Origin of the sequence: Leifsonella bigeumensis, from assembly GCF_039537265.1 — a bacterium.
Lineage (GTDB): Bacteria > Actinomycetota > Actinomycetes > Actinomycetales > Microbacteriaceae > Terrimesophilobacter > Terrimesophilobacter bigeumensis.
This window is the reverse complement of record NZ_BAABAE010000003.1, coordinates 961,727-986,270: the sequence shown is the minus strand read 5'-3', so window position 1 is coordinate 986,270 and position 24,544 is coordinate 961,727. Positions and strand designations below refer to the sequence as shown.

At 67.8% G+C, this 24,544-nt stretch carries 22 protein-coding genes and 1 pseudogene; 6 read left to right on the top strand and 17 right to left on the bottom strand.

All coding sequences use genetic code 11. The annotated features are described in order from the left end of the window. Positions 1–7: 7 nt before the first annotated feature. Entirely contained in the window at positions 8–367 is a 360-nt protein-coding gene (locus tag ABD678_RS09915; protein WP_344756184.1) for an Rv2175c family DNA-binding protein, read from the bottom strand. 136 nt (positions 368–503) lie between these two features. On the opposite strand from ABD678_RS09915, the gene ABD678_RS09910 reads away from it, so the two are divergent. Further along, positions 504–1,856 (top strand): LysM peptidoglycan-binding domain-containing protein, encoded by a 1,353-nt coding sequence (locus ABD678_RS09910; protein WP_425561983.1) that lies wholly within the window; start codon positions 504–506, stop codon positions 1,854–1,856. A gap of 103 nt (positions 1,857–1,959) precedes the next feature. After that, positions 1,960–3,927, top strand: a complete 1,968-nt coding sequence (gene pknB / locus ABD678_RS09905; protein WP_344756180.1) for a Stk1 family PASTA domain-containing Ser/Thr kinase — start codon at positions 1,960–1,962, stop codon at positions 3,925–3,927. A 9-nt stretch (positions 3,928–3,936) separates the two neighbouring features. On the opposite strand, the gene ABD678_RS09900 is transcribed toward pknB, so the two are convergent. Together ABD678_RS09900 and ABD678_RS09895 are read right to left on the bottom strand one after the other, a co-directional pair. Further along, on the bottom strand, positions 3,937–5,349 hold the full coding sequence (locus ABD678_RS09900; RefSeq protein WP_344756178.1) for a class II 3-deoxy-7-phosphoheptulonate synthase: 1,413 nt from the start codon (positions 5,347–5,349) through the stop codon (positions 3,937–3,939). 145 nt (positions 5,350–5,494) lie between these two features. Beyond that, positions 5,495–6,184 (bottom strand): lysophospholipid acyltransferase family protein, encoded by a 690-nt coding sequence (locus tag ABD678_RS09895; RefSeq protein ID WP_344756176.1) that lies wholly within the window; start codon positions 6,182–6,184, stop codon positions 5,495–5,497. A gap of 131 nt (positions 6,185–6,315) precedes the next feature. Here ABD678_RS09895 and ABD678_RS09890 point away from each other — a divergent pair, with 131 nt between their 5' ends. Next, the gene (locus ABD678_RS09890) at positions 6,316–8,127 is read left to right on the top strand and encodes an AMP-dependent synthetase/ligase (RefSeq protein WP_425561982.1); all 1,812 of its coding nucleotides are present in this window, start codon (positions 6,316–6,318) and stop codon (positions 8,125–8,127) included. Here the strand turns inward: ABD678_RS09890 and def are convergent. Genes def through ABD678_RS09875 form a run of 3 tightly spaced genes read right to left on the bottom strand, consistent with a single transcriptional unit; the run spans position 8,124 to position 13,404 of the window. Then, positions 8,124–8,615: a peptide deformylase gene (gene def / locus ABD678_RS09885; protein WP_344756172.1), complete on the bottom strand. Its 492-nt coding sequence runs from the start codon at positions 8,613–8,615 to the stop codon at positions 8,124–8,126. The genes ABD678_RS09890 and def overlap by 4 nt on opposite strands. Before the next feature lie 42 nt (positions 8,616–8,657). After that, positions 8,658–9,953, bottom strand: a complete 1,296-nt coding sequence (locus tag ABD678_RS09880) for a MinD/ParA family ATP-binding protein (protein ID WP_344756171.1) — start codon at positions 9,951–9,953, stop codon at positions 8,658–8,660. Between the two features lie 43 nt (positions 9,954–9,996). Then, positions 9,997–13,404, bottom strand: coding sequence for a pyruvate carboxylase (locus ABD678_RS09875; RefSeq protein ID WP_344756169.1), 3,408 nt, complete (start codon positions 13,402–13,404; stop codon positions 9,997–9,999). Between the two features lie 142 nt (positions 13,405–13,546). On the opposite strand from ABD678_RS09875, the pseudogene ABD678_RS09870 reads away from it, so the two are divergent. Continuing rightward, positions 13,547–14,329: pseudogene (locus ABD678_RS09870) on the top strand (ParA family protein); the annotation flags it as partial. Positions 14,330–14,557: 228 nt separating this feature from the next. On the opposite strand, the gene ABD678_RS09865 reads toward ABD678_RS09870, so the two are convergent. The 4 genes from ABD678_RS09865 to ABD678_RS09850 all read right to left on the bottom strand — a co-directional run bounded on the left by ABD678_RS09865 (position 14,558) and on the right by ABD678_RS09850 (position 17,103). Then, the gene (locus tag ABD678_RS09865; RefSeq protein ID WP_344756167.1) at positions 14,558–15,109 is read right to left on the bottom strand and encodes a MerR family transcriptional regulator; all 552 of its coding nucleotides are present in this window, start codon (positions 15,107–15,109) and stop codon (positions 14,558–14,560) included. 190 nt (positions 15,110–15,299) lie between these two features. After that, complete coding sequence (ftsR, locus tag ABD678_RS09860) at positions 15,300–15,998, bottom strand: transcriptional regulator FtsR (RefSeq protein WP_344756165.1); 699 nt, start codon at positions 15,996–15,998, stop codon at positions 15,300–15,302. Beyond that, complete coding sequence (locus ABD678_RS09855; protein WP_344756163.1) at positions 15,998–16,474, bottom strand: FHA domain-containing protein; 477 nt, start codon at positions 16,472–16,474, stop codon at positions 15,998–16,000. Before ABD678_RS09855 ends, ftsR begins: the two co-directional genes overlap by 1 nt. Before the next feature lie 11 nt (positions 16,475–16,485). Beyond that, entirely contained in the window at positions 16,486–17,103 is a 618-nt protein-coding gene (locus ABD678_RS09850) for a CDP-alcohol phosphatidyltransferase family protein (protein ID WP_344756161.1), read from the bottom strand. 41 nt (positions 17,104–17,144) lie between these two features. On the opposite strand from ABD678_RS09850, the gene ABD678_RS09845 reads away from it, so the two are divergent. Further along, a complete protein-coding gene (locus ABD678_RS09845) occupies positions 17,145–17,945 on the top strand; it encodes a DUF1295 domain-containing protein (RefSeq protein ID WP_344756159.1) in 801 nt (266 codons plus the stop codon). Here ABD678_RS09845 and ABD678_RS09840 read toward each other — a convergent pair. The 7 genes from ABD678_RS09840 to ABD678_RS09810 all read right to left on the bottom strand — a co-directional run bounded on the left by ABD678_RS09840 (position 17,942) and on the right by ABD678_RS09810 (position 24,062). Continuing rightward, on the bottom strand, positions 17,942–18,568 hold the full coding sequence (locus ABD678_RS09840; RefSeq protein WP_344756157.1) for a DNA-3-methyladenine glycosylase I: 627 nt from the start codon (positions 18,566–18,568) through the stop codon (positions 17,942–17,944). The two genes, ABD678_RS09845 and ABD678_RS09840, sit on opposite strands and share 4 nt — an antisense overlap. After that, the gene (locus ABD678_RS09835; RefSeq protein WP_344756156.1) at positions 18,565–19,161 is read right to left on the bottom strand and encodes a methylated-DNA--[protein]-cysteine S-methyltransferase; all 597 of its coding nucleotides are present in this window, start codon (positions 19,159–19,161) and stop codon (positions 18,565–18,567) included. The genes ABD678_RS09840 and ABD678_RS09835 overlap by 4 nt, the downstream gene beginning before the upstream one ends. Further along, a complete protein-coding gene (locus tag ABD678_RS09830; protein WP_344756154.1) occupies positions 19,158–19,655 on the bottom strand; it encodes an RNA polymerase sigma factor in 498 nt (165 codons plus the stop codon). Before ABD678_RS09830 ends, ABD678_RS09835 begins: the two co-directional genes overlap by 4 nt. A gap of 64 nt (positions 19,656–19,719) precedes the next feature. Further along, on the bottom strand, positions 19,720–21,174 hold the full coding sequence (locus ABD678_RS09825) for a glyceraldehyde-3-phosphate dehydrogenase (protein ID WP_344756152.1): 1,455 nt from the start codon (positions 21,172–21,174) through the stop codon (positions 19,720–19,722). Positions 21,175–21,209: 35 nt separating this feature from the next. Then, on the bottom strand, positions 21,210–22,121 hold the full coding sequence (locus ABD678_RS09820; RefSeq protein ID WP_344756150.1) for a J domain-containing protein: 912 nt from the start codon (positions 22,119–22,121) through the stop codon (positions 21,210–21,212). A 138-nt stretch (positions 22,122–22,259) separates the two neighbouring features. After that, complete coding sequence (locus tag ABD678_RS09815; protein ID WP_344756148.1) at positions 22,260–23,582, bottom strand: IPT/TIG domain-containing protein; 1,323 nt, start codon at positions 23,580–23,582, stop codon at positions 22,260–22,262. A gap of 90 nt (positions 23,583–23,672) precedes the next feature. After that, complete coding sequence (locus ABD678_RS09810) at positions 23,673–24,062, bottom strand: VOC family protein (RefSeq protein WP_344756146.1); 390 nt, start codon at positions 24,060–24,062, stop codon at positions 23,673–23,675. Positions 24,063–24,150: 88 nt separating this feature from the next. Between ABD678_RS09810 and ABD678_RS09805 the strand changes: the two genes are divergently transcribed. Beyond that, positions 24,151–24,525 (top strand): glyoxalase superfamily protein, encoded by a 375-nt coding sequence (locus tag ABD678_RS09805; RefSeq protein ID WP_344756144.1) that lies wholly within the window; start codon positions 24,151–24,153, stop codon positions 24,523–24,525. The last annotated feature ends 19 nt before the right edge of the window (positions 24,526–24,544 follow it).

The following is a 24,544-nucleotide window of genomic DNA, read 5'->3' as shown; positions in this document are numbered from 1 at the left end:
AGTCGGCCTAGAAGCCGAGTGCCTGGGCGATCCGGCGCACCTCGGCCTTGCGGCCGGCGCGCAGGGCGTCGATCGGGGTGGTGCCGAGGCTCTCCTCCTGGCTCAGCAGCCAGTGCATGGCCTCGTCGTCGGTGAACCCGCTGTCGAAGAGGACGATGAGCGTGCCCCTGAGCTCGGGCAGCGGCTCGCCGTCGCGCAGAAAGAGCTCCGGCACCTGCCAAACGCCGTCGATGCGGGAGGCCAGGAGCGCGCGGTCTTCGATGAGCCGGCGCACCTTGCTGACCCCGATGCCGAGGAGTTCGACCAGGTCGGGGACGGTGAGCCAGCGGATTTCAGGGGCCGGCGCTGCTGCCGGAGATTTTGCCACGGTTAAAGACTGCCAGAACCGGTGCCGACGGCGAGGACGACACGGCCTATTCCGAGATTGTTCACTTGAGTCACATTGGCCACGATAATTGACAGTAGTAACTATCTGTGGCACATTCGGAAGGGTCGACTGGGGAATCATCATGACCGAAAACTCGGGGAGCACGTCCGACGTCCGCCGCCTCGCCCGCCACGCCGCGCCGAAGCAGGCCGGGCGGGTCTCCAGGGGCGTCTTCCAGACCCTGCCCATCATCCTCGTCAGCTCGATGGCGATGAGCTTCAACCTCACCGGCCCGATCGAGCCGGCCGGCGCCAAGCGTGCCGACAAGCCCAAGGACTCCAACTCGGAGCTGCGCAAAGCCGTACGAGACGCCATGGCCGCCCAGCCGCGAGAGACCACTGTCGCGGCATCCGCAGCAGCCGTCGCCGCCGCTCCGACGACCTACCGCGTCGCGGCGGGCGACACCGTCAGCGGGATCGCGGCCCGATTCGGACTCGCCACGGCATCCGTGCTCGCCCTCAACGGGCTCGGCTGGAAGTCGCTCATCTTCCCCGGCCAGGTGCTGCGGCTCACCAACGGTGCGACACCGCCTGCCGCCACGCCCCCGACCCCGACCCCGCCGGCCTCGACCGGGATCACGCGCTACACGATCGTGAAAGGCGACACCATCAGTGTGATCGCCGCGCGATTCAAGGTGTCGACCCAGTCGGTGCTGAGCGCGAACGGGTTGGGCTGGTCGAGCATCATCTACCCGGGCCAGTCGGTCGTCATCCCCGGCCAACCCGCCGCCACGAAACCGGCGCCTGCGCCGACGACACCGGATGCCGGCACCATCGACATCGACCCGGTCGTCGACGTCACCCCGATCGCGCAGCCGACTCCGCCGCCGGCCCCGGCCAGCACGACCTACCTCATCAGGTCCGGCGACACGATCACGAGCATCGCGGCGAAGGTCGGCGTGAGCATCCAGTCGCTGCTCGATGCGAACGGGCTCAACCGTTCGAGCATCATCTACGCGGGGCGCACGCTCGTCATCCCCGGAGTCTCCTCCGGGACGGCGGGCGTCGGCGGGGTCGTCACCCCGCTCACCGCCGAGATGGCCGAGAACGCCCGGATCATCCTCGCCGTCGGCCGGTCGCTCGGGGTGAGCGACTACGCACTCGTCATCGCGCTCGCCGCCGCCGCCCAGGAGTCGACGCTGCGCAACCTCGACTACGGGGACCGCGACTCCCTCGGGCTGTTCCAGCAGCGCCCCAGCACCGGTTGGGGCACTCCCGCGCAGGTCACCGATCCGGTCTACGCGAGCCGGCTGTTCTTCGGAGGCCCGAGCAACCCGAACAAGGGCAACACACGCGGGCTCCTCGACATCCCCGGCTGGCAGTCGATGACCGTCACCCAGGCCGCCCAGGCCGTTCAGCGCTCCGCCTACCCCAACGCCTACGCGAAGTGGGAGACCTCCGCGCGCGCCTGGCTCGCACAGCTCTCCTGATGCGCGGATCCGCCTCGGCACCGGGATCCGGCGCCGCTGGCCAAACCCGGTGTTCACGGTGTTTTGACGGGATACCACCGGGGCGCATCCTTAGACTTCTGCGGTGAGCACCAACACGACCGATCCCCTGATCGGCCGTCTGATCGACGGCCGGTACCAGGTGCGCTCACGCATTGCCAGGGGCGGCATGGCGACGGTCTATCTCGCCACCGACCTTCGTCTGGAGCGGCGCGTCGCGATCAAGGTCATGCACGGCCACCTCGCCGACGACACGCAGTACAAGGCCCGCTTCATCCAGGAGGCCCGCTCGGCAGCGCGCCTCGCGCATCCGAACGTCGTGAACGTCTACGACCAGGGGCAGGATGCCGACACCGCCTACCTCGTCATGGAGTATCTGCCCGGCATCACCCTGCGCGAGCTGCTGCAGGAGCACCCGGTGCTCACGACCGAGCAGGCCATGGACATCATGGATGCCATACTCTCGGGCCTCGCCGCAGCCCACCGCAACGGGATCGTGCACCGCGACCTGAAGCCGGAGAACGTGCTCCTCGCCGACGACGGCCGCATCAAGATCAGCGACTTCGGGCTCGCCAGGGCCGCCACGGCGCAGACCGCGACGGGCAACGCGCTTCTCGGAACCATCGCCTACCTCTCCCCCGAGCTCGTCACCCGCGGGGTCGCCGACGCGCGCAGCGACATCTACGCGGTCGGGATCATGCTGTACGAGATGCTCGCCGGCGAGCAGCCGTTCAAGGGCGAGCAACCGTTCCAGATCGCCCAGCAGCACGCCAACGACACGGTGCCGACGCCGAGCAGCAAGAACCCGAGGGTCCCCGCAGAGCTCGACGAACTCGTGTTATGGGCCACCGCCCGCGACCCTGAGCAGCGGCCGCGGGACGCGAGGGCCATGCTCGAGCAGCTTCACGAGACGCAGCGCATCCTGGATTCCGGACAGGCGACGCCGACCCAGGGCGTCCCGATGCCGACGATGGTCATGCCCTCCGGACCCCTGGTCCCCACCCCGACCCCGGATGCCGCCTCCGAATCCGAGACGCAGGTGCTCGGGACCCGCGTGAAGCAGCGCCCCGGCCCGATGGCCCTCGACAGCACGTCGGCGCTCTCTGCGGCGGCCGAAAAGAGGAAGTCGCGCGGCGCCTGGCTGTTCGCCCTCGTCCTCGTACTCGCGACCCTCGCCGGGGCGACCGGCTGGTATTTCGGGTCGGGGCCGGGCTCGAAGGTCATCATCCCGGTCGTCACGGGTGAGGACGTGGCCTCGGCGACCGCGATCCTCGAGAAGGCAGACCTCGAGGTCTCCCCGACCCCGAAGCACGTGTTCAGTGTCGACGTCGAGGCGGGCAAGGTCGCGGGAACCGATCCGGAGGCGGGCACGGCCGTAGCGCACGGCGGCGAGGTCGCGCTCCTCATCTCCGACGGCCCGAAAGCGCTGCCGATGCCGAAGCTCGCCGGCAAGACCGAGGACGCCGCCCGAGACCTCATCGGCGATTCATTCGACGTCCAGGAGTCGCAGTACCAGTTCGACCCGAAGGTGCCGGAGAACGTCGTCATCGTCGCCTGGGGCGTCGACAAGGACGGCGCGAAGCTCGACCTCGGAACCGTCGATGAGTACTGGGAGCGGCAGCCCGTCACGCTGATCGTCTCGCTCGGACCGGTCCCGGACGTGGAGGGCCTCACGGTCGACGACGCAGTTCAGGCGCTCCAGGAGAAGGAGTTGCTCGGCTCGACCTCGGCGGGCCTCCATGACTTCAGCGACACGGTCGAGAAGGGCAAGGTCATCGGCTACCAGCCCCCCGAGGAGGGCACGGCGATCACGAAGGGCACGCTGCTGCAGCTCATCGTCTCCGACGGGGTCGAGCAGGTCGAGGTGCCGGATGTCGTCGGCATGACCTGGCGCGACGCGAAGCCCAAACTGCTCGAGCTCGGCTTCACGCTCGACTACAACACCATCGCCGACAGCTTCCCATCGTCCACGGTCAAGAAGATCAGCCCGGAGGCCGGGACCATGGTCGACAAGGGCTCGACGGTCAAGGTCAATTTCAACCTGAGCTTCTGACGCTCGCGATCAGGCTGTCAGTGAGCGCGCGCCGAGCTCCTCCGCGACGAGGAAGGCGAGTTCGAGCGACTGCATGTGGTTGAGTCGCGGGTCGCACAGCGACTCGTAGCGGGTCGCGAGGGTCGCCTCGTCGATCTGCTCCGAGCCGCCGAGGCACTCCGTGACGTCGTCGCCGGTGAGTTCGATGTGGATGCCGCCCGGGTGGGTCCCCGCGCTCCGGTGCGCCTCGAAGAAGCCCTTGACCTCGTCGACGACGTCGTCGAAACGACGCGTCTTGTAGCCGTTCGGGGTCGTGAGCCCGTTGCCGTGCATGGGGTCGCTCACCCAGAGCGGCGTGGCGTCGCTCGCCTTGACCGTCTCGAGAAGCTCGGGGAGGACGTCCCGGATGCGCCCGGCGCCCATCCGGGTGATGAAGGTCAGGCGGCCGGGTTCGCGCTCGGGGTCGAGCTTGTCGATGAGGTCGAGGACCTGCTGGGGCGTGGTCGACGGCCCGAGCTTGACGCCGAGCGGGTTGCGCACCCGGGAGAGGAAGTCGAGGTGGGCGCCGTCCTGCTGCCGGGTGCGCTCCCCTACCCACAGGAAGTGCGCCGAGGTGCCGTACGGGGTTCCGGTACGCGAGTCGATGCGCGTGAGCGGCCGCTCGTAGTCCATGAGCAGAGCCTCGTGGGAGATGTAGAACTCGGTGCGCTTGAGCGCCTCGAAGTCCGCACCGCAGGCCATCATGAACTTGATCGCGCGGTCGATCTCACGGGCCATGTGCTCGTAGCGCACGTTCGCGGGGTTGCGGGCGAAGCCCTGATTCCAGCTGTGCACCTGGCGCAGGTCGGCGAACCCGCCCTGGGTGAAGGCGCGGATGAGGTTGAGGGTGCTCGCGGCCGTGTGGTACCCCCGGACGAGCCTCGACGGGTCGGCCATGCGCGACTCGGGTGTGAAATCGTAGCCGTTGACGATATCGCCGCGGTACGCCGGGAGGGTGACCCCACCGCGCGTCTCGGTGTCGCTCGAGCGGGGCTTGGCGAACTGGCCGGCCATCCGCCCCATCTTGATGACGGGCATCGAGGCGCCGTAGGTGAGCACGACGGCCATCTGCAGGATGGTCTTGACCCGGTCGCGGATCTGGTTGGCCGTCGCGGCGACGAAGGTCTCGGCGCAGTCGCCGCCCTGGAGCAGGAACGCCTCGCCCCGCGCTGCGCTCGCGAGTCGGGTGCGCAGGATGTCGACCTCGCCCGCGAAGACGAGGGGCGGCAGCGTCGCGAGTTCCGCCGAGGCCTCCGCCACGGCATCCGCGGACGGCCAGGACGGCTGCTGGGCGATCGGGAGCGTCCGCCAATAGTCGAGCCCGTCGATGACCGCCGGATCGGCAAGCACGACTGGTTCTGACGGGTCGACCACGGTGCACTCCTTGACTGTTGACCGCTTCATTGGTGAGGATGCGCTGGATGCGCGAGCGATGAGGTACTGCGACGGTGCAGCAGAAGGGGCGGGCACCCCGAAGCCTCAAGCATATCGCGAGGAACGACGACCGTGACGGCGACGACTCCGACGACGGGAGCCGGCCCGGGCGCGGTCAGCGGCTGAGGCTGCCGGTCTTCTCCTTGACCGTGCTCGCATACACGTCGACGTACTCCTGGTTGCCGAGGTGGCTGAGCTCGTACATGATCTCGTCGGTGATCGAGCGAAGGATGAACCGGTCGCTCTCCATCCCCTCGAAACGACTGAAGTCGAGCGGTTCGCCGATGATGACTCCGATGCGCCGCACCTTCGGGATGCGCTTCCCGATCGGCATGACCTTCTCGGTGTCGATCATCGCGACCGGGATGACCGGGACGCCGCCCTCGAGCACCATGCGGGCAACGCCGGTGCGACCGCGATAGAGCTTTCCGTCGGGGCTGCGGGTGCCCTCCGGATAGATGCCGAGCACCTCGCCCTGGGAGAGAACCCCGAGCCCGGTGCGCAGGCTCGCCTCGGACGCCTTGCCGCCCGAACGATCGATCGGCAGCATCCCCGCCGCCTTGAGGAAGTTCTTGATCGCCCAGCCCTTGATGCCGCGGGCCGTGTAGTAGTCGCTCTTGGCGAGGAAGGTGACCCGGCGCTCGATCACGAGCGGGAGGAACACCGAGTCGATGAAGGAGAGGTGATTGCTCGCGAGGATGACGCCGCCCGAGCGGGGGATGTTCTCCTCACCGGTGACCCACGGGCGGAACGCCGTGCGCAGGATCGGGCCCGCGATGAGGTTCTTCATGAACCAGTAGAACATCGCAAACCTTCCGTCCGCCCCGGCTGCCGCGCCGAGCGGGACAACTCGACAATCCTACCCGCAGCGTGACCCGGTAGAGTGAGGAGACTGACCTGACCGGTACCGAAGGAGTTGCCGTGGACCACTACGACATGCCTGCCCTTGTTCCCGCGGACCCGGAAGCCAACGCGACCGACCTCCTCATGGACAGGGTGCGCGCCACCCCCGATCTCGCCATCTTCTCCGTTCCGACCGCAGACGGCGGATGGTCCGACATCACCGCAACCGAGTTCCTCGACCAGGTCCGTGCACTCGCCAAGGGCTTCGCCGCCGCCGGGATCCAGCCCGGCGACAAGGTCGGTCTCATGTGCAAGACGCGCTACGAGTGGACCCTCATCGACTTCGGCATCTGGTTCGCCGGGGCAGTCATGGTCCCGATCTACGAGACCTCCTCCCCCGCCCAGCTGCAGTGGAACCTCAACGACTCCGGCACCGTCGCCATGATCACCGAGACCCCCGAACACTTCGCCCGCTTCGATGAAGCGCACCCCGACCTTCCGCTCATCAGGAACGTCTGGAAGATCGACACCGGTGACCTCGACAAGCTGGCCGCGAGCGGCACCGGCATCTCCGACGAGGAGATCGAGCGTCGCCGCAACCTCGCGACCGGCAAGGATCTCGCGACCCTCATCTACACCGCGGGCACGACGGGCAAGCCCAAGGGCTGCATGCTCACCCACTCCAACTTCGTCGAGCTGACCCGCAACGCGCGCGAGGCGATCCCCGAGGTCGTGAACACCGAGTCGAGCACCCTGTTGTTCATCACGCTCGCCCACATCTTCGCGCGGTTCATCTCGGTGCTCGCGATCGTGGGCGGTCTCAAGGTCGGCCACCAGCCCGACACCAAGCAGCTGCTCCCGGCCATGGGCTCGTTCCGCCCCACCTTCCTCCTCGCGGTCCCGCGAGTGTTCGAGAAGGTCTACAACTCGTCCGAGCAGAAGGCGGAAGGTGGCGGGAAGGGCAAGATCTTCCGCAAGGCGGCGGCCGTGGCCGTCGCGCACTCGAGGGCGCTGGATGCCGGAAAGGTACCGCTCGGCCTCGCGCTCCAGTTCACGCTCTTCGACAGGCTCGTGCTCAGCAAGATCCGGGCGGCACTCGGCGGTCGCGTCAAGTACGCCGTCTCCGGCTCGGCACCGCTCGGACTCTTCCTCGGCCATTTCTACCGCAGCCTCGGGCTCACCATCCTCGAGGGCTATGGACTCACCGAGACGACGGCGCCGATCTCGGTCAACGTGCCATCCAACTTCAAGATCGGTAAAGTCGGCCCTCCGCTGCCCGGATGCGCGGTGCGCCTCGGCGAGGACGGCGAGATCGAGACGAAGGGCGTCAACATCTTCGCGGGCTACTGGAACAACCCCGAGGCGACGAAGGCCACCTTCGACGGCGAATGGTTCAAGACCGGCGACATCGGCACGATCGACGAGGACGGCTACCTCGAGATCACCGGCCGCAAGAAGGAGATGATCGTCACGGCGGGCGGGAAGAACGTCGCACCGGCGACCCTCGAGGACCCGATCCGGTCCAACCCGATCATCGGCCAGGTCATCGTCGTGGGCGACAAGCGGCCGTTCATCGGCGCGCTCATCTCGCTCGACGAGGAGATGCTCCCCGTGTGGCTCAACAACAACGGCGAGGACGCGACCACGTCGGTCGATGAGGCGGCGAAGAACCCCAAGGTGCTCGCTGAGATCCAGGAGGCGATCGACAGGGCGAACGCGGCCGTGTCGCGCGCCGAGTCCATCCGCAAGTTCGTGATCCTGCCGCACGACCTCACCGAGGCGAGCGGACACCTGACGCCGAAGCTCAGCATCAAGCGCAACGTCATCCTCGAGGACTTCGCCGACACGATCGACGGGCTCTACACCGACGCTCCCGCAACACAGGGGCAATCCGTCGTCGGCTAGAACCAGTCCGAATCACGGATGAGGCGCATCGCCTCGCGCTTGCGGTCCTTGTCGAGCCCTTCGATGAAGAGCTTGCCGTCGAGGTGGTCGGTCTCGTGCTGCAAAGCCTGCGCGAGCAGCCCGTCGCCGGCGAGCTCGACCGGATTGCCGTCGAGATCCACCCCGGTCACGCGCGCCCAGGGATAACGCATCCGCTGGAAGTAGAAGCCGGGGACCGAGAGGCACCCCTCGTCGAGGAGCGCAGGCTCCCCCGAGACCTCGGCGAGCTCCGGGTTGAGGATGTAGCCGACCTCGCCGTCGATGTTGTAGCTGAAAGCGCGCTGGTTGACGCCGATCTGCGGTGCGGCGACCCCTGCACGGCCGGGCAGCCGGACGGTGTCCAGCAGGTCCTCGACGAGTCCCTGGGCGGACGGGTCCCCCGGGGCGACCGGATCGGACACGGTTCTGAGCACCGGGTCCCCGAATACCCGGATCTGTCGCGCGGTCATCCTCGCGCTTCCTTCGCAACCGCCTGGGACGCTCCGTCCACGTCAGGCGTCCCGGCGGACCGGCAGGCCGTCGACGACGAGGGCGGCGAGTTCGCGCGCGCTCGCGATCGTGAGCGGTCGCAACCGCTGGTAGTCGACGATGGACCCCGCCGCGAGCTGCGGGTCGTACGGGATGCGCACGATCTCGCGCACCCGCGAGCGGAAGTGCGCCTCGATCTCGTCGATCTTGACGAGGTTGGTGCCCTGGGTCGCAGTGTTGAGGGCGACGATGGCGTTGCGCACGAGGTCCCCGTAGCCGTTCGCCTCGAGCCAGGTGAGGGTCTCGGATGCGAGCCGCGCCTCATCGACGCTTCCGCCGGAGACGATGACGACCGAATCCGCCCGCTGCAGGGTCGCCCGCATGACGGAGTGGACGATGCCGGTGCCGCAGTCGGTGAGCGCGATCGAGTAGAAGCGTGCGGCCAGATCCGCCACGACGTTGTAGTCGTCCTCGTCGAAGGCTTCGGACAGCAGCGGATCGGTGTCGGAGGCCAGGATGTCCAGCCGGGTCTCGTCGCGCGAGACGAGCGCCGTGAAGTCGCTGAAGGAGGTGATGGATGCCGCCCGCGTCACGACATCGCGCACGGTCGCCCTGGTCTGCTTGTTGACGCGTTCCGCGAGCGTTCCGCGATCCGGGTTCGCGTCGATCGCGATCACCCGGTCTTCGCGCACGTCGGCCATGGCCATTCCGAGCAGCGCGGTGATGGTCGTCTTGCCGACCCCGCCCTTCCTGGTGAGCACGGGGACGAACCTGGTTCCACCCTCGAAGCGCTTGTCGATCCTGGCGTCCAGCGCCTTGCGGGCCCGCACGCGCGGTGAATCGCCGAGGTTGACGAGGTGCAGAGTCGCGGCGTAGAGGAACGCGGGCCACGCGCCCTCCGGCCTCGGGCGCTTCGTCCCGCGCTGGTCGAGCAGGCGCTCCGCTGTCAGCATGGCGGCAGACTCCGGCGTCGCCGAGACGTCCCCTCGCAACCGGCTCCTCCTGCTCTGCAGTGCGTCATCGGAGAGGTCGTCCCCCGCTGGTTCCACGGGGGCCTCCGGCATCACCGGGATGAGCGAGATCGAGGTCGTCGCACGGTCGTCCTCGAGCATTCGACCGGCCCGAACGGGAGCAGCGCCGATCGCGACCGCAAGCTCCTCCTCGGGGGCGAGGTGCACCTGTTCGGGAAGGGTCACATCGATCGTGAGGCTCTGCGGGAGTGCGCTCGTGAGGTCCTCGGCCGTCGGTTCGGCGAGGCCATCGGCGTCGGAGCCGCCTGAGGGGGCGGGCTCGCCGGTCTTCCTGGTCTTCGTGGCCACAGCGGGGCGCCTTTCCTGATCGGACCCTCTAGCTTACAACGCGCTACGACTGCGGTTCGATGACGACGAGAAGGTCGCCGCCGTCGACCTGCTGTGTGATCGGGATGGCGAGCCGCCCGATGCGCCCGGCAACCGAACAGGTGATGGCCGCCTCCATCTTCATCGCCTCGATGCTTGCGACGACCTGCCCAGCCGTGACCAGGTCGCCCTGGGTGACCTTGAGCGTGACGACCCCGGAGAACGGTGCCGGCACCTGGCCGGGCTGCGCGGGGTCCGCCTTCTCGGCCGACCTGCTCTCGACCGTGATCGAGCGGTCACGGACGAAGACGGGGCGCAGCTGCCCGTTGATGACCGTCATGACGGTTCTCATACCCTTGTCGTCGGCCTCGCCGATCGCCTCGAGCCCCACGATGAGGCTCACCCCGGTCCCGAGGTCGACGACGTGCTCCGTGCCCGCGCGCAACCCGTACAGGTAATCGACGGTGTCGACGACGGAGAGGTCTCCGAACAGCTCCTTGGTCTGCTCGAACTGGCGCGCAGGGGCCGGGAAGAGGAGCCGGTTGAGGGTCGCGCGCCTGGCATCCGGATCACCGTCGAGCGCGGCGCTGTCCTCCGCGTCGAGCTCGCCGACCTCGATCGAGACGCTTCGTCCCGCGAGCACCTTGCTGCGGAAGGGCTCTGGCCAGCCGCCCGGCGGATCGCCGAGCTCGCCCGCCATGAACGAGATGACCGAATCGGGGATGTCATAGTTGCCCGGGTTCTGCTCGAAGTCGTCGGGGTCGGCATCCGCTGCGGCGAGAGCGAGGGCGAGGTCGCCGACGACCTTCGAGGAGGGCGTCACCTTCGGCGGACGGCCCAGGATGCGGTTGGCCGCCGCGTAGCAGTCCTCGATCTTCTCGAACTGGTCGCCGAGCCCCAGGGCCACGGCCTGGGTGCGCAGGTTGGAGAGCTGGCCGCCAGGTATCTCGTGGTGGTACACCCTTCCGGTCGGCCCCGGAAGACCTGACTCGAACGGCCGGTAGACGTGGCGGACGGCTTCCCAGTACGGCTCGAGGTCGGAGACGGCCTGGAGGGATATCCCCGTGTCGCGCTCCGTGTTGGCGAGGGCGGCCACGAGCGCGGAGAGGGAGGGCTGGCTCGTCGTGCCGGCCATGGGCGCGCTCGCGGCGTCCACGGCATCCGCCCCCGCGCGGCTCGCGGCCAGCAGCGTCGCCAGCTGCCCGCCTGCCGTGTCGTGGGTGTGCACGTGCACAGGAAGGTCGAATCGTTCGCGCAGGGCCGCTACGAGCCGCTCAGCGGCGCTCGCGCGCAGGAGGCCCGCCATGTCCTTGACGGCGAGGATGTGGGCGCCGGCGTCCACGATCTGTTCGGCCAGTCGCAGGTAGTAGTCGAGGGTGTAGAGGTTCTCTGCCGGATCGAGCAGGTCGCCCGTGTAGCACAGCGCCACCTCGGCGATGGTGGTTCCGGTGTCGAGCACGGAGTCGATGGCCGGCCTCATCTGGTCGACGTCGTTGAGAGCATCGAAGATGCGGAAGATGTCGACGCCGGTCGCGGCGGCCTCGCGCACGAAGACATCCGTGACCTTCGTCGGGTACGGCGTGTAGCCCACCGTGTTGCGGCCGCGCAGGAGCATCTGGATGGCGATGTTCGGGGCCGCCTCCCTCAGGGTGCCGAGCCGTTCCCAGGGGTCCTCCCCGAGGAAGCGCAGGGCGACGTCGTAGGTGGCCCCACCCCAGGCCTCGATCGAGAACAGCTCTGGCGTGAGCCGCGCGACGTGCGGCGCGACGGTCGCGAGGTCCTTCGTGCGCACCCGGGTGGCCAGGAGCGACTGGTGGGCGTCGCGGAAGGTCGTCTCAGTCACCGCGAGGGCGGCCTGCCCCCTGAGCGCCGCCGCGAATCCGAGGGGGCCGAGTTCGAGGAGACGGTCGCGCGATCCGGCAGGAGGTACGGCGTCCAGGTCGACGACAGGCAGCTTGAGCGCGGGGTTCGCGAGGTCTCCCCCGTTGCCGTTCGGCTGGTTGACGGTGACGTCGGCCAGCCAGTTGAGGATCTTGGTCCCGCGGTCCTTCGACGGGCGGGCATGTACGAGCTCTGGCCGCTCGTCGATGAACGAGGTGCTGATGTCGCCCGCCGCGAAGGACGGGTCGTCGAGCACCGCCTGCAGAAACGGGATGTTCGTCGCGACACCGCGGATGCGGAACTCGGCGAGCCCGCGCTTGGCACGCGCGACGGCGGCCGTGAAGTCGCGACCACGGCAGGTCATCTTCACGAGCATCGAATCGAAGTGCGGGCTGATGCTCGTCCCCGGATCGATCGTTCCGCCGTCGAGCCGGATGCCTCCACCGCCCGGGGAGCGGTAGGTCGTGATCTTGCCGGTGTCGGGCCGGAAGCCCTCCGCCGGGTCCTCGGTCGTGATACGGCACTGCAGGGCCGCCCCGCGCAGGCGGAGGTTCTCCTGTTCGAGTCCGAGTTCGGCGAGCGTCTGCCCCGAGGCGATGCGCATCTGCGCCTGGACGAGGTCGACATCCGTGATTTCCTCCGTCACGGTGTGCTCGACCTGGATGCGCGGGTTCATCTCGATGAAGACATGCTGGCCCGCGCGCTCCCCCACGGTGTCGAGGAGGAATTCGACGGTTCCGGCATTGACGTAGCCGATCGACTTCGCGAACGCTATCGCGTCGCGGTAGAGCGCCTGGCGGATGTCGTCATCGAGGTTCGGGGCCGGAGCGATCTCGACGACCTTCTGGTTGCGGCGCTGCACGCTGCAGTCTCGCTCAAAGAGGTGCACGGTCTGCCCGGTGGCGTCGGCGAGGATCTGCACCTCGATGTGGCGGGGCCGGAGCACCGCCTGCTCGAGGAACATCGTGGGGTCGCCGAATGCGCTGTCGGCCTCCCGCATCGCCGCTTCGAGGGCGCCGCGCAGGTCCTCCGGTGCATCCACCCGGCGCATCCCCCGGCCGCCGCCTCCCGCGACCGCCTTCGCGAAGATCGGGAAGCCGATCTCCTCCGCCCCTGCGATGAGCACGTCAATGTCCTTCGACGCGGGAGTGGATGCGAGCACGGGAACGCCCGCGGCGATCGCATGCGCCTTCGCGGTGACCTTGTTGCCGGCCATCTCGAGCACCGACTGGCCCGGTCCGATGAAGGTGATGCCGACCGCTGCGGCGGCCTCGGCGAGTTCGGGGTTCTCGGAGAGGAAGCCGTAACCGGGATAGATCGCGTCGGCGCCGCACTCCTTCGCGACCCGGATGATCTCCGAGACGTCGAGGTAGGCCCGCACCGGATGCCCCTCCGTGCCGATGAGGTACGCCTCATCGGCCTTGAGCCGGTGCAGGGAGTTCCGGTCCTCCCAGGGGAATACGGCCACGGTCCTCGCTCCGAGCTCGTAGGCGGCGCGGAACGCACGGATCGCGATCTCACCTCGATTGGCGACCAGGATCTTGGTGAACACGGCTGTCCTCTCTTCGGATGGTCCAAAGACGCACGGGCGGTCCAAGGATAATTCCCGGCACGGGCGACCTTGGAAAAACCTCGGTCTCCGTCGACCTGAAGATTTAGGTTCTTTCAGACTAGTGAAGGTATCGTCTTTACTCGTGCATGTACTCAGCGTCAGCTCTCTCAAAGGAGGCGTCGGAAAGACCACCGTGACGCTGGGTCTGACCTCTGCGGCCTTCGCCCGCGGACTGCGCACCCTCGTCGTCGACCTCGACCCTCAGTCGGATGTTTCGACCGGTATGGATATCAGCGTCACCGGCCATCTCAACATCGCCGACGTGCTCGCCTCCCCCAAGGAGAAGGTCGTCCGTGCGGCGATCGCACCGAGCGGCTGGACGCGCGGACGGCCGGGGAAGATCGACGTGCTCATCGGCAGCCCGTCGGCCATCAACTTCGACGGGCCGCATCCGAGCATCCGGGACATCTGGAAGCTCGAGGAGGCGCTCGCCCACCTCGAGGCCGACTACGACCTCGTGCTCATCGACTCCGCGCCGTCTCTCAACGCGCTCACGAGGACCGCGTGGGCGGCGAGTGATCGCGTCACGATCGTCACCGAGCCCGGACTCTTCTCCGTGGCCGCCGCCGACCGGGCGCTGCGCGCGATCGAGGAGATCCGGCGCGGCCTCTCGCCGCGCCTGCAGCCGCTCGGCATCATCGTCAACCGCGCCAAGGTGCAGTCCCTCGAGCACCAGTTCCGCATCAAGGAGCTGCGCGACATGTTCGGGCCGCTCGTGCTCAGCCCGCAGTTGCCGGAGCGCACGTCGCTGCAGCAGGCCCAGGGCGCTGCGAAGCCGCTGCACGTCTGGCCGGGCGAGAGCGCCCAGGAGATGGCACACAACTTCGACCAACTGCTGGACCGGGTCATCCGGGCCGGGCGCATCCCGGTGGTCGGAGTTCCGCTCGACCAGCCGGAGGCGGCCCCCCAGGCACCGCCGCCGCACCAACCGCAGAACCCGTTCCTGCAGCAGCCGCAGCAGCCGCAGCAGAACCCGTTCCTGCAGCAGCCGCCACAGAATCCGCAGAACCCATTCGACCGGCCACCGCAGCCGCCCGAGCAGGACCCCTTCGGGGCGCTCCGGGGCTAGGAGAGGTCCCAGCGCGGATACGCGCTAGGAGGCCTTCGTCGCGCGTCGCGCGGCAAGCTCGTCGGCCGGGTCCTCGCCCTTGACGGAGTCGAGTTCGACGAGGCTGTTCTCGACCTCGCGCAGCACCTTGCCGACCGCGATGCCGAAGACGCCCTGGCCACGGCTCACGAGGTCGATGACCTCGTCGTTGGAGGTGCACAGGTAGACGCTCGCCCCGTCGCTCATGAGGGTCGTCTGGGCGAGGTCGTTGACGCCGGCCTCGCGAAGCTGGTTGACGGCGGTACGGATCTGCTGCAGCGAGATACCCGTGTCGAGCAGCCGCTTGACGAGCTTGAGGACGAGGATGTCGCGGAACCCGTACAGGCGCTGGGAGCCTGAACCGGCTGCACCGCGCACGGTGGGCTCGACCAGCTCGGTCCTGGCCCAGTAGTCGAGCTGGCGGTAGCTGATGCCCGCCGCGCGAGCCGCCACGGCACCACGGTAGCCCGCGCTGTCGTCGAGCTCGGGGAGCCCATCAGTGAAGAGCAGGCCGAGGTCGTAGCGCGCGTCCTCGCTGCGACTGCTGAGTTCACTCATGACATGCCTTTCCGGCTGTTCGACGATGCGGTCAGATCCAGCGACACATTCCGCCTGCAGCCTCCACGGTACCCACGGGTCCGCCGTCAGGCAACGACATCCGGCCGAATGCTCTCGGCGTGTCGAATCCCCGAACCGGCAGTCTACCGCGGAACGCTTAGCCCGCGGCGGGTCTTCTCCGGGCGACCGCTCAGTCGAGTCTCGAGAGCGCAGAGCGGATGAGGCTGCTGCGAACGATCTCCAGCTGGCCGGCGATCTCCCTGGCGAGCTCGCTCGCCTTGGCCCTGCTGGAGGCATCCTTGCGTCGGGCGACCGGGATGAGCGCGCTCTCGATGAGTCCGAGTTCGCGTTCCGCCGAGGCCCGGAACCCGCGCAGGTGTCGTGGCTCGATGCCGGAGCGCTGCAGTTCCACGAGTGAGCGCAGCACCGCGAGGACCGGTTCGCCGTAGTGCTCGGCCGGGACGATGAGGGAGGCCGATACCGCGTCGTTGAGCAGCTGCGGGGTCGCCCCCGCCTCGCGGATGAGTTCCTCGCGCGGGTAGCGCCGCTCGGTCGGGAGGATGGTGGGGATCGGCCCGGTCGCCGTGCCGGGAAGCTCCGGCTGACGCCCGGCGTCGAGCTCGTCGAGGTAGCTGCGGATGATCTTGAGCGGCAGGTAGTGCTCCCGCTGCATGGTGAGCACGAAGCGCAGCCGGTCCATGTCAGTCGATGAGAACTTGCGGTAGCCGGACTCGGTGCGCGCCGGGCTGATGAGCTGGCGCTCCTCGAGGAAGCGGAGCTTCGAGGGGGTGAGGTCGGGGAATTCGGGGCGCAGCCTTGCGAGCACCTGCCCGATACTGAGGAGGTTCTGAGGTGCAGGCGTCCTTGCCTGTGCGTTGGATGCTGCCACTAGCCGTGCGCCATACGGGCCAGGTCGACGCGTGAAGCGTAAAACGTGAGACGGAACTTCCCGATCTGCACTTCTGCACCGTCGGTGAGAAGCGCCGTGTCGACGCGAACTCCATCGAAGTAGGTTCCGTTGAGGGATCCGAGGTCGCGCATCTCGAACGCGGTGCCGTGGCGGAGGAACTCGGTGTGGCGCCTCGAGACGGTCACGTCGTCGAGGAAGATATCGGCATCCGGATGCCGCCCCGCGGTCGTGACGTCGGCATCCAGCAGGAACCGCGCACCGATGTTCGGCCCGCGTCGCACCACGAGAAGTGCTGATCCAGGCGGGAGCGCGGCGATCGCCTCCTGCTCCTCCGGGGCCAACTCGCCATCCATGGCGGCGAGTTGCGCTTCGAACTCCTCGCCGAAGTGGGCCGTCGTGTCGTCGTCGCGGGGCCCGTTCCCGGGTTGCGGATCACCTGTGCTCGACGTGCCCATCCTCATCCTCCCTAGCCACCTAGAGTATCGGATTCGGCAGGCTCCACTACCCGCGGAATTCTGATCACCCTCAGGGTTTCCACGATATAGATCACGCCGGCCCACCAGTAGAGGAAGGCGCCCCACAGGGCGAATGCCCAGCCGACCGGGTCGCTCACCGGCGCCGCGACCGGGAATGCCTGGCCGATCATGAGGATCGGGAGCGCGTAGAACAGGCAGAAGGTCGCGATCTTGCCGAGATGATGGACCGGCAGTGGTCCGTAGCCGTGGTTGGCGAGGACGATGCCGAGGACGAGCAGCAGCACGTCGCGTCCGACGATGATGGTCACGAGCCACCACGGGACGATGCCGCGCACCGCGAGTCCAATGAGAGTGGCGAAGATGAAGAGGCGGTCGGCGGCGGGGTCGAGCAGCTGGCCGAGCCGGGAGACCTGGTCGAGCCGCCTCGCGAGGACCCCGTCGAGGAAGTCGGTGACGCTGGAGACCACGAGCACGATGAGTGCGAGCACGTCTTCGCCCAGGATGACGAGCACGAGGAACACCGGGACGAGCGCGAGCCGCACGAAGCTCAGGATGTTGGGGACGGTGAAGATCCGCGAGCTCACCTGCTGCGAATTCTCGGTCGTCACGAGAGGAGAGTCTACCGAGCGCCGGGCGATACGATTCGAGCATGATCGCCCTGATCGTCGTCATCTGGATCGCAGTCGCCTCCTGCGTGTTCTGCTGGGTTGCATCGCTCGTCTCTGGAGACACATCGTGGGTCGATCGCCTGTGGTCGGTCGTCCCGGTCGTCTACGTCTGGGTGTTCGCAGGCTTCGCCGGCCTCGCTGATGCGCGCCTGGATGCCATGGCCGTTCTCGTGACGCTGTGGGGTGCCCGGCTGACCTTCAACTTCGCACGGAAGGGCGGCTACACCGGCGTCGAGGACTATCGCTGGGCCGTGCTGCGCGGGCGGATGCCGGCGCTCGGCTTCCAGCTCTTCAACCTGCTCTTCATCGCGATCTACCAGAACCTGCTGCTGCTGCTCATCACCCTCCCGGCGTTCACTGCGCTGCAGAATCCCCGGCCGTTCGGGATTCTCGATGGCGTCGCCGTCGTCCTGTTCCTGGCCTTCCTGGTCGGCGAGACCGTCGCCGACCAGCAGCAGTGGAACTTCCATCGGCGTAAGAAGGCCGAAATCGACGCCGGGCGCGAACCCGGCGCGCGTTTTCTCACGACTGGCCTCTTCTCCGTCTCGCGGCATCCGAACTTCTTCTTCGAGCAGGCCCAGTGGTGGACCATAGCCGCCTTCGGCGTGATCGCGGCCGGGGCCCTCACCTGGACGGTCGCCGGGGCGGTGCTGCTCACCCTGCTGTTCGTCGGCTCGACGATCTTCACCGAGTCGATCACCCGGTCGAAGTATCCGGAGTACGCCGACTACCGGGCCCGGGTCTCCGCGGTCGTGCCCTGGTTGCCGCGGGCCGTTCGCTAGCCCGACGTATTCGATGCGGCCGGCCAGACGCCGGAGCTGCCGCGGCGATGGCTGCCGACCGGATGCGCGTCGACCATGCCGATCGCCTCCATGAGCGCGTACATCGTCGTCGGCCCGACGAAGACGAAGCCGCGCTTTCGGAGCGCCTTGGAAAGGGCGAGCGATTCGGGCGACTGGGTGATCATGGGCTCCCCCGGTCCAGGGGTCGGCGTCGAGTCCGGCTGGAACGACCAGACGAAGTCGACGAGGCCGGCGTCGTTCCGAAGTTCGACGGTCGCCGCGGCGTTCGTGATCGTCGCGAGGATCTTGGCCCGGTTGCGCACGATGCCGGCGTCGGCGAGCAGGCGCTCGACGTCGGCCTCGCCGAAACCGGCCACGGCATCCGGGTCGAAGCCGGAGAAGGCCAGGCGGAACGCCGGGCGCTTGCGCAGGATCGTCGCCCAGGAGAGCCCCGACTGGAACGCCTCGAGGCTGATGCGCTCGAACAGGCCGTGCTCGTCGCGCACCGGCATGCCCCACTCGGTGTCGTAGTACTCGCGCAGGAGCGGGTCGACGGATGCCCATGGGGGCCGCGCGAGACCGTCATCGCCGGTCACGAGGTGGCTGGACGGCGTCTCGCTCACGCTGCCGCCTCGAGGTCGAGGAGCGCGCGCTTGGCGTCGAGCCCGCCGAGGTAACCTCCGAGCGAGCCGTCGGAGCGCAGCACCCGGTGGCACGGCACGATGACCGGGAGCGGATTCGTGGCGCACGCCGAGCCGACCGCGCGCACGGCCCGCGGGCTGCCGGCGGCGACCGCGACCTCGGTGTAGGTCTCGGTGCGCCCGTAGCCGATCGCCCTGAGGTGTTCGAGCACCTCCCGCCGGAAGCCCTTCGACAGGCTCAGGTCGAGCGGAAGGTCGAAGGAGGTGCGTCGCCCGGCAAAGTACTCGTCCAGTTCGCCAGCTGCCGCGTCGAGCCTGGCGGGGGCACGAAGGATGCGCGGGCTGAGCCGCTCGGCGAGGCTCTCCAGTACGGCCTCGTGGTCTTCGATCGCGTAGGCGACCCGAACGATGCCGCGCTCAGTCGAGGCGATGAGGAGCGGGCCGACGGGCGAGTCGATCGTGCGGTAGGCGACGTCGAGTGCTCCGCTTCCGGCCGCGGCGGCTTCCAGCGCGCCGTGCAGGCGGGCGAGCTGGGCCGGGTCGACCCTCTCCAGTGTGTCGAGTGCGTTCGTCATGATGATCTCCGTTCCGTGCCTTCGTCGGTGCCAGTCGTATAGGTCTTCCTGAGTGCGGCGATGCCGTCGGCCGCCGCGCGTCGCACCGAATCCGTCGATCCCCCGATGAGCTCAGCGGTCTCGCGGTGCGGGAGCCCGCCGAGGTAGTGGTAGGCGACCGCCAGCCGCTGGCGCTCCGGCAGGGCGGCCACACTCGCCCACAGGTCGCCGTCGCCGGCATCGGGGACGCCCAGCGCGCTCGCACGCTCCGGAACCTCCTCGACCGGAATGGCCGACCGGGACCGCGCCCGAAGGATGTCGACGGCCTTGCGGTGCGCGATCGTGACGAGCCACGCCGTGACATCGGAATCCGGCTGCAGCCGCGGGTAGGCGATGAGCGCGGACAGGAACGTCTCGGACCAGGCGTCCTCGGCATCCACCGGGCCGACCATCGCGCGACAGACGCGCAGCACGCGCGCGCCGTGTTCCTCGACGATCGCCTCGAAAGGTCTCATACCCTGCTAACGCCCGCATCCGGTGAAACGTGAGGTCGGCGGGAGCATCGGGCCGGAACGCCGATCAGGAACCGGCGACGAGCGATCGCGCCGGCAGCACGCTGGGGTGGGTCGAGGCCATGTGCTCGAGCACGCGCACGACCTGGCTGCTGTAGCCGTACTCGTTGTCGTACCAGACGTAGAGCACGAGGTTCGTGCCCGTGCTGATGGTCGCGAGCCCGTCGACGATGCCCGCGCGGTGCGACCCGACGAAGTCGGAGGAGACGACCTCCGGTGAGTCGATGAAGTCGATCTGCTGCTGGAGCGCCGAGTCGAGCGAGAGCCCCCGCAGGTAGGCGTTGACCTCCGCGACGGGCGCCTCGCGGTCGAGCCCGAGGTTCAGGATGGCCATCGACACGTTGGGGGTGGGCACCCGGATGGCGTTGCCGGTGAGCTTGCCGGCGAGCTCGGGGATCGCCTTGGCCACGGCCTGGGCGGCGCCGGTCTGGGTGATGACCATGTTCATCGGGGCGGAGCGACCACGACGGTTGCCCTTGTGGAAGTTGTCGGTGAGGTTCTGGTCGTTCGTGTAGGAGTGCACGGTCTCGACGTGTCCGTGAGCAATGCCATACCGGTCGTGCACGGCCTTGAGCACGGGAACGATCGCGTTCGTCGTGCAGGACGCGGCGGAGACCATCTCGTCGTCGGCGGTCACCGTGTCGTGGTTGATGCCATGGACGATGTTCTTGACGTCGCCCTTACCCGGCGCGGTGAGCAGCACGCGGGACACGCCTTTGCTCCTCAGGTGCTGGGAGAGCCCTTCGCGGTCGCGCCACCGTCCGGTGTTGTCCACCACGATCGCGTCCCGGATGCCGTACCGCGTGTAATCGACCGTCGCCGGATCATCGGAGTAGATCACCTGGATGAGGGTTCCGTTGGCGAGGATCGTGCTGTCGTCCTGGTCGACGGTGATCGTGCCCTCGAACGGCCCGTGGATGGAGTCGCGCCGCAGCAGGCTCGCCCGCTTGACGAGGTCGTCCTCCGAACCCTTGCGCACGACGATCGCGCGCAGCCGCAGCCCTTCGCCGTTGCCGGCGTGCGCGATCAGGATGCGGGCGAGCAGCCGTCCGATCCGGCCGAAGCCGTAGAGGACGACATCCGTGCCCGCGCGGTCTCCCGGTTGGCTGCCGAGGATGGATGCGAGTTCGTCGCGGAGGAATGCCGCCAGCTCGCGGTCATCGTCGCGGAACCGGACCACGAGTTTGGCCAGGTCGACCGAGGCCGAGGACGGTGCGAGCTCGGCGAGGGCCTGGAGCATCGGGAACGTCTCCTCGATCGGCAGCTCGGTCTCGTTGACCTTGCGCGCGAACCGGTGCGCCTTGAGGATGTCGACGGGCGACTGGTTGATGAGTCGCCGACCGTAGATCGAGGTGACCACCCCGTGCTCCCGGTAGAGCCTCCCGATCAGGGGAATCATCGCTTCCGCGAGAGCCTGCCGCTCATTCCATCGATCGTGTTCGGCCCTGAGGTCTTGAGTCACGTCTCGATTCTATCGAGTGCATTCGCGCCTCGGATTCAGACGAAGCGGATGCCGTGCTGCAGTCGCGTGCGCACGTCGAAGACGTCCTCGATGCTGAGTCGCTGGCCGCCGCCGAGACCGTCGCGCAGCACCATCGGAAGTACGGAGAGCCGCACGATCGCCGCGTCGTTCCTCCTGCCGATGCGGGACACCGGCTCCGCGAGGTGGTCGTCGGGGACGACGATGAGCGTGGCCGTGAAGCGCACGCGCACGTCGCGCCCGAGGGACCTGGCACGGCGGGCGAGGTCGCGCACGGGTTGTTCACCGGGGTTGAGCCCTTCCCCGTCGAGTTCGCCGCGCACGAGGCGGACCGGGCTCCCCCAGTCCTCCGACATGACGGCGAAGAGTCCGGCGGGCCCGAGGATGACGTGGTCGAGCTTGCCTCGCTCGGTCGCGACGTCGCTCCAGATCGTGTAGCCGATGCCCAGGCTGGAGACCGCCCGCACCGTCGCCTCCTCGGCGAGGGCGTCGGCGAGGAGATGGCGAAGTTCGCGCGGCGCAGAACGAACGAGCGCGGGGTCGTATGGGTCGTCGAGCGTGGCGCCGCGGCCCGCCCACTCACGCATGAGCACGAGGAATCGCTCGCGCGAGTATCCGCCCGGGTGGCCGTAGGTGCGCGCCCTGGGTGACGAGTTGTTCGCTGCGCTGCGTCGTGATGGCCCGCCGGCGGCGTCCGGCCCATGATCGTCGCCGGACGGACGACCCCGGTCCCAGCGCACCCTGGAGGCCGGTTCTCCGATCCTGGCCCAGGCATCCTGCACCGCGTTGAACCGGGCAGGGTCTCCCCCGGTGTCCGGATGTGTCTCCCGCAGCAGGCGACGGTAGGCCTTGCGCAACTCGGCGTGACTCGCATCCGCTGCGACGCCGAGGATCTCGTACGGCGTCGGAGAGGCCGGACTGTCTGGCATTCGGGATCGGCGTTTCTGTAGGCGGTGCGCTCGCGCGCTTCAAACTACGACGATAACGGAATCGACCGGCAAGGGTCTCGAGGATGCCGGCGTCGCCCCTAATGTCGTCGGGAAACACAACCGGATTCCCGGGTATGTTCAGTGAGAGAGCGTGGCTTCCCGAACCGCTGCATGGCGTCCGCGTCGCTTCGTCACGAACAACACGAGTCCGAAGCCGATCAGAGTCAGTGCGAGCAATCCAACGGATGCGGCGTCCGTACCCGTTTCCGCGAGTGCTGGAACGTAGGTGAAACCAGCAGTCGCGGTTGATGCGTCGCCGCCATCCGACACCACAACGTCGACGGTTCCACTGGGGCCTTCTGGCGCACGAGCAACGATGGTTGTCGAATTGAGCACCGTCACCGAGGACGCCGCAACACCACCGAAGGTGACAGTTGTGGCACCGGTGAACTCACGTCCGGTGATGGTGACTTCCGCCCCGGCCGTTCCGGATGACGGTGTCACGCCAGTGATCGCGATCGGCGACGCATAGACCGTGATGCTCCTGTTGTCCCAGTTGCCTACGTACAGATTGTCGGCAACGTCCAACGCAATCGGGAACGGGCCATTGACCTGAGTCGAGCCCCCCTGAATGTTTCGGTATGGAGCAACATCGCCGTCGGCTCCCGCGGCATAGACGTTGATCGTGCTGCTGTTGTAGTTGGCGACCAGCAGGTCGCCAATCGAATCGATGGCGACATCGTACGGTTGGTCCATGTCGGTGGAAGCGCCGGAAATCGTCCGGATCGGTGCAGCATCGCCGTTCGCCGCTGGGCCATAAACCGTCACAGCGAGCGAGTTGTAGTTGACAACGTAAAGCTCGCCGCCAGAGTCGACTCCCAGGCCCCAGGGAGACTCGAGGCCGGTTGTCGCCCCGGCGATGGTGCGTATCGGGGCGACGTCGCCGCTGGCCCCCGCCGCGAACACCTTGATGGAGTCGGAATTGTAGTCGCTGACGTAGATGTTGCCGGCAGAGTCGAGCGCGATACCGCTCACGCTGTTGAGTCCGGTCGCGGCACCGGCGATCGTCCGGATCGGAGCAACGTCGCCCATTGCGGTCGCGGCGAATACGAGTACGCCACCCACATTGCTATCGGTGACATAGATGAGACCAGTGCTGTCGACTGCGATCTGTTCGAGCGCCGAGATCGTCGTCGCTGCCCCCGCGATCACCCGCATCGGGGTCGCATCACCGTCCGCGCCCGGTGCGAAAATACGGATCGATGAACGGTCGGACTCGTAGATGGTGCCGCCTGGGTCGAGCGCAAGGCCCCGGATGTCGCTAAAACCGGTGTTGCCACCGGCGATGATGCGGTCCGGTGGGGTATCGGCAGCATGAGCGGCGAGCGGGGTTGAAGCCAGTATCAGCACGGAAGCTGCGGCGATCATGCCCATGCGGGCGATTTTGGCGAGGTTGGTCACGGTTCTCCAGTCGGACAGTCCCACTGAGTCGTGGCCGCTCAGATGATTCACAGTATAGGGCGATATACCGGTCGCACGAGCGCTCCTTGCTCAGGAGGACAGCACTGAGAGCACGTTCCCCGCCGGGTCGCGGAACCAGGCGATGTCCGGGCCGTAACCGGCCGCCCTGCCCCTGGCGATCCCCTTCTCGTCGGTGTTGAAGTCGGGGTCGCGATAGATCTTGGTCACCACCCCCGCGGCATTGAGCTCGTCGACCGCCGCGTCGACGTCGCCGACCACGAAATTGAGAATGGTGAAGGTGGCGGGCTCGTGGTTCTCCTTCGGATAGATGAACACCTCGTGCCCGCCGGGAAGGGTGAGCTGGAGATTCCCCATCCCTCCGTCCTTGGCGTCGAGGCCGAGAGCACCGCCGTAGAAGGCCTTCGCCGCCTCGATGTCATCGACGCTGAATCCACTGAATGCATGGCTTGTCGTGAGCATTTTCTTCTCCTTCGCGCAGGATCGGTACCGGGCGTCGATGTCACCCGTTCGGGACAGAATAGCCACAAAGATTCAAAGGAGAACCCCCATGGACTGGAAGATCGAACTCATTTTCGTCCCCGTCACCGATGTGGATCGGGCGAAGGCGTTCTACGTCGACCAGGTCGGATTCCACGCCGACTTCGACACGCGGGTCAACGACGAACTGCGATTCGTGCAGCTGACCCCTCCTGGCTCAGCCTGCTCGATCGCGTTCGGCACCGGTCTCGGCGTCACCATGGCGCCCGGAGAGCAGAACAGCATCCAGGTCGTGATCCCGGATGCCGACGAGGCCCGTCGGCACCTTCTCGACAACGGCGTCGCGGCGAGCGAGGTCGAGGAGCTCGCCTGGGGCCGGTTCGTCAGTTTCCCCGACCCCGATGGCAACACCTGGACGTTGCAGGAACTGCCGCAGAGGGACTGAGTCAGGCCGTCACAAGCTT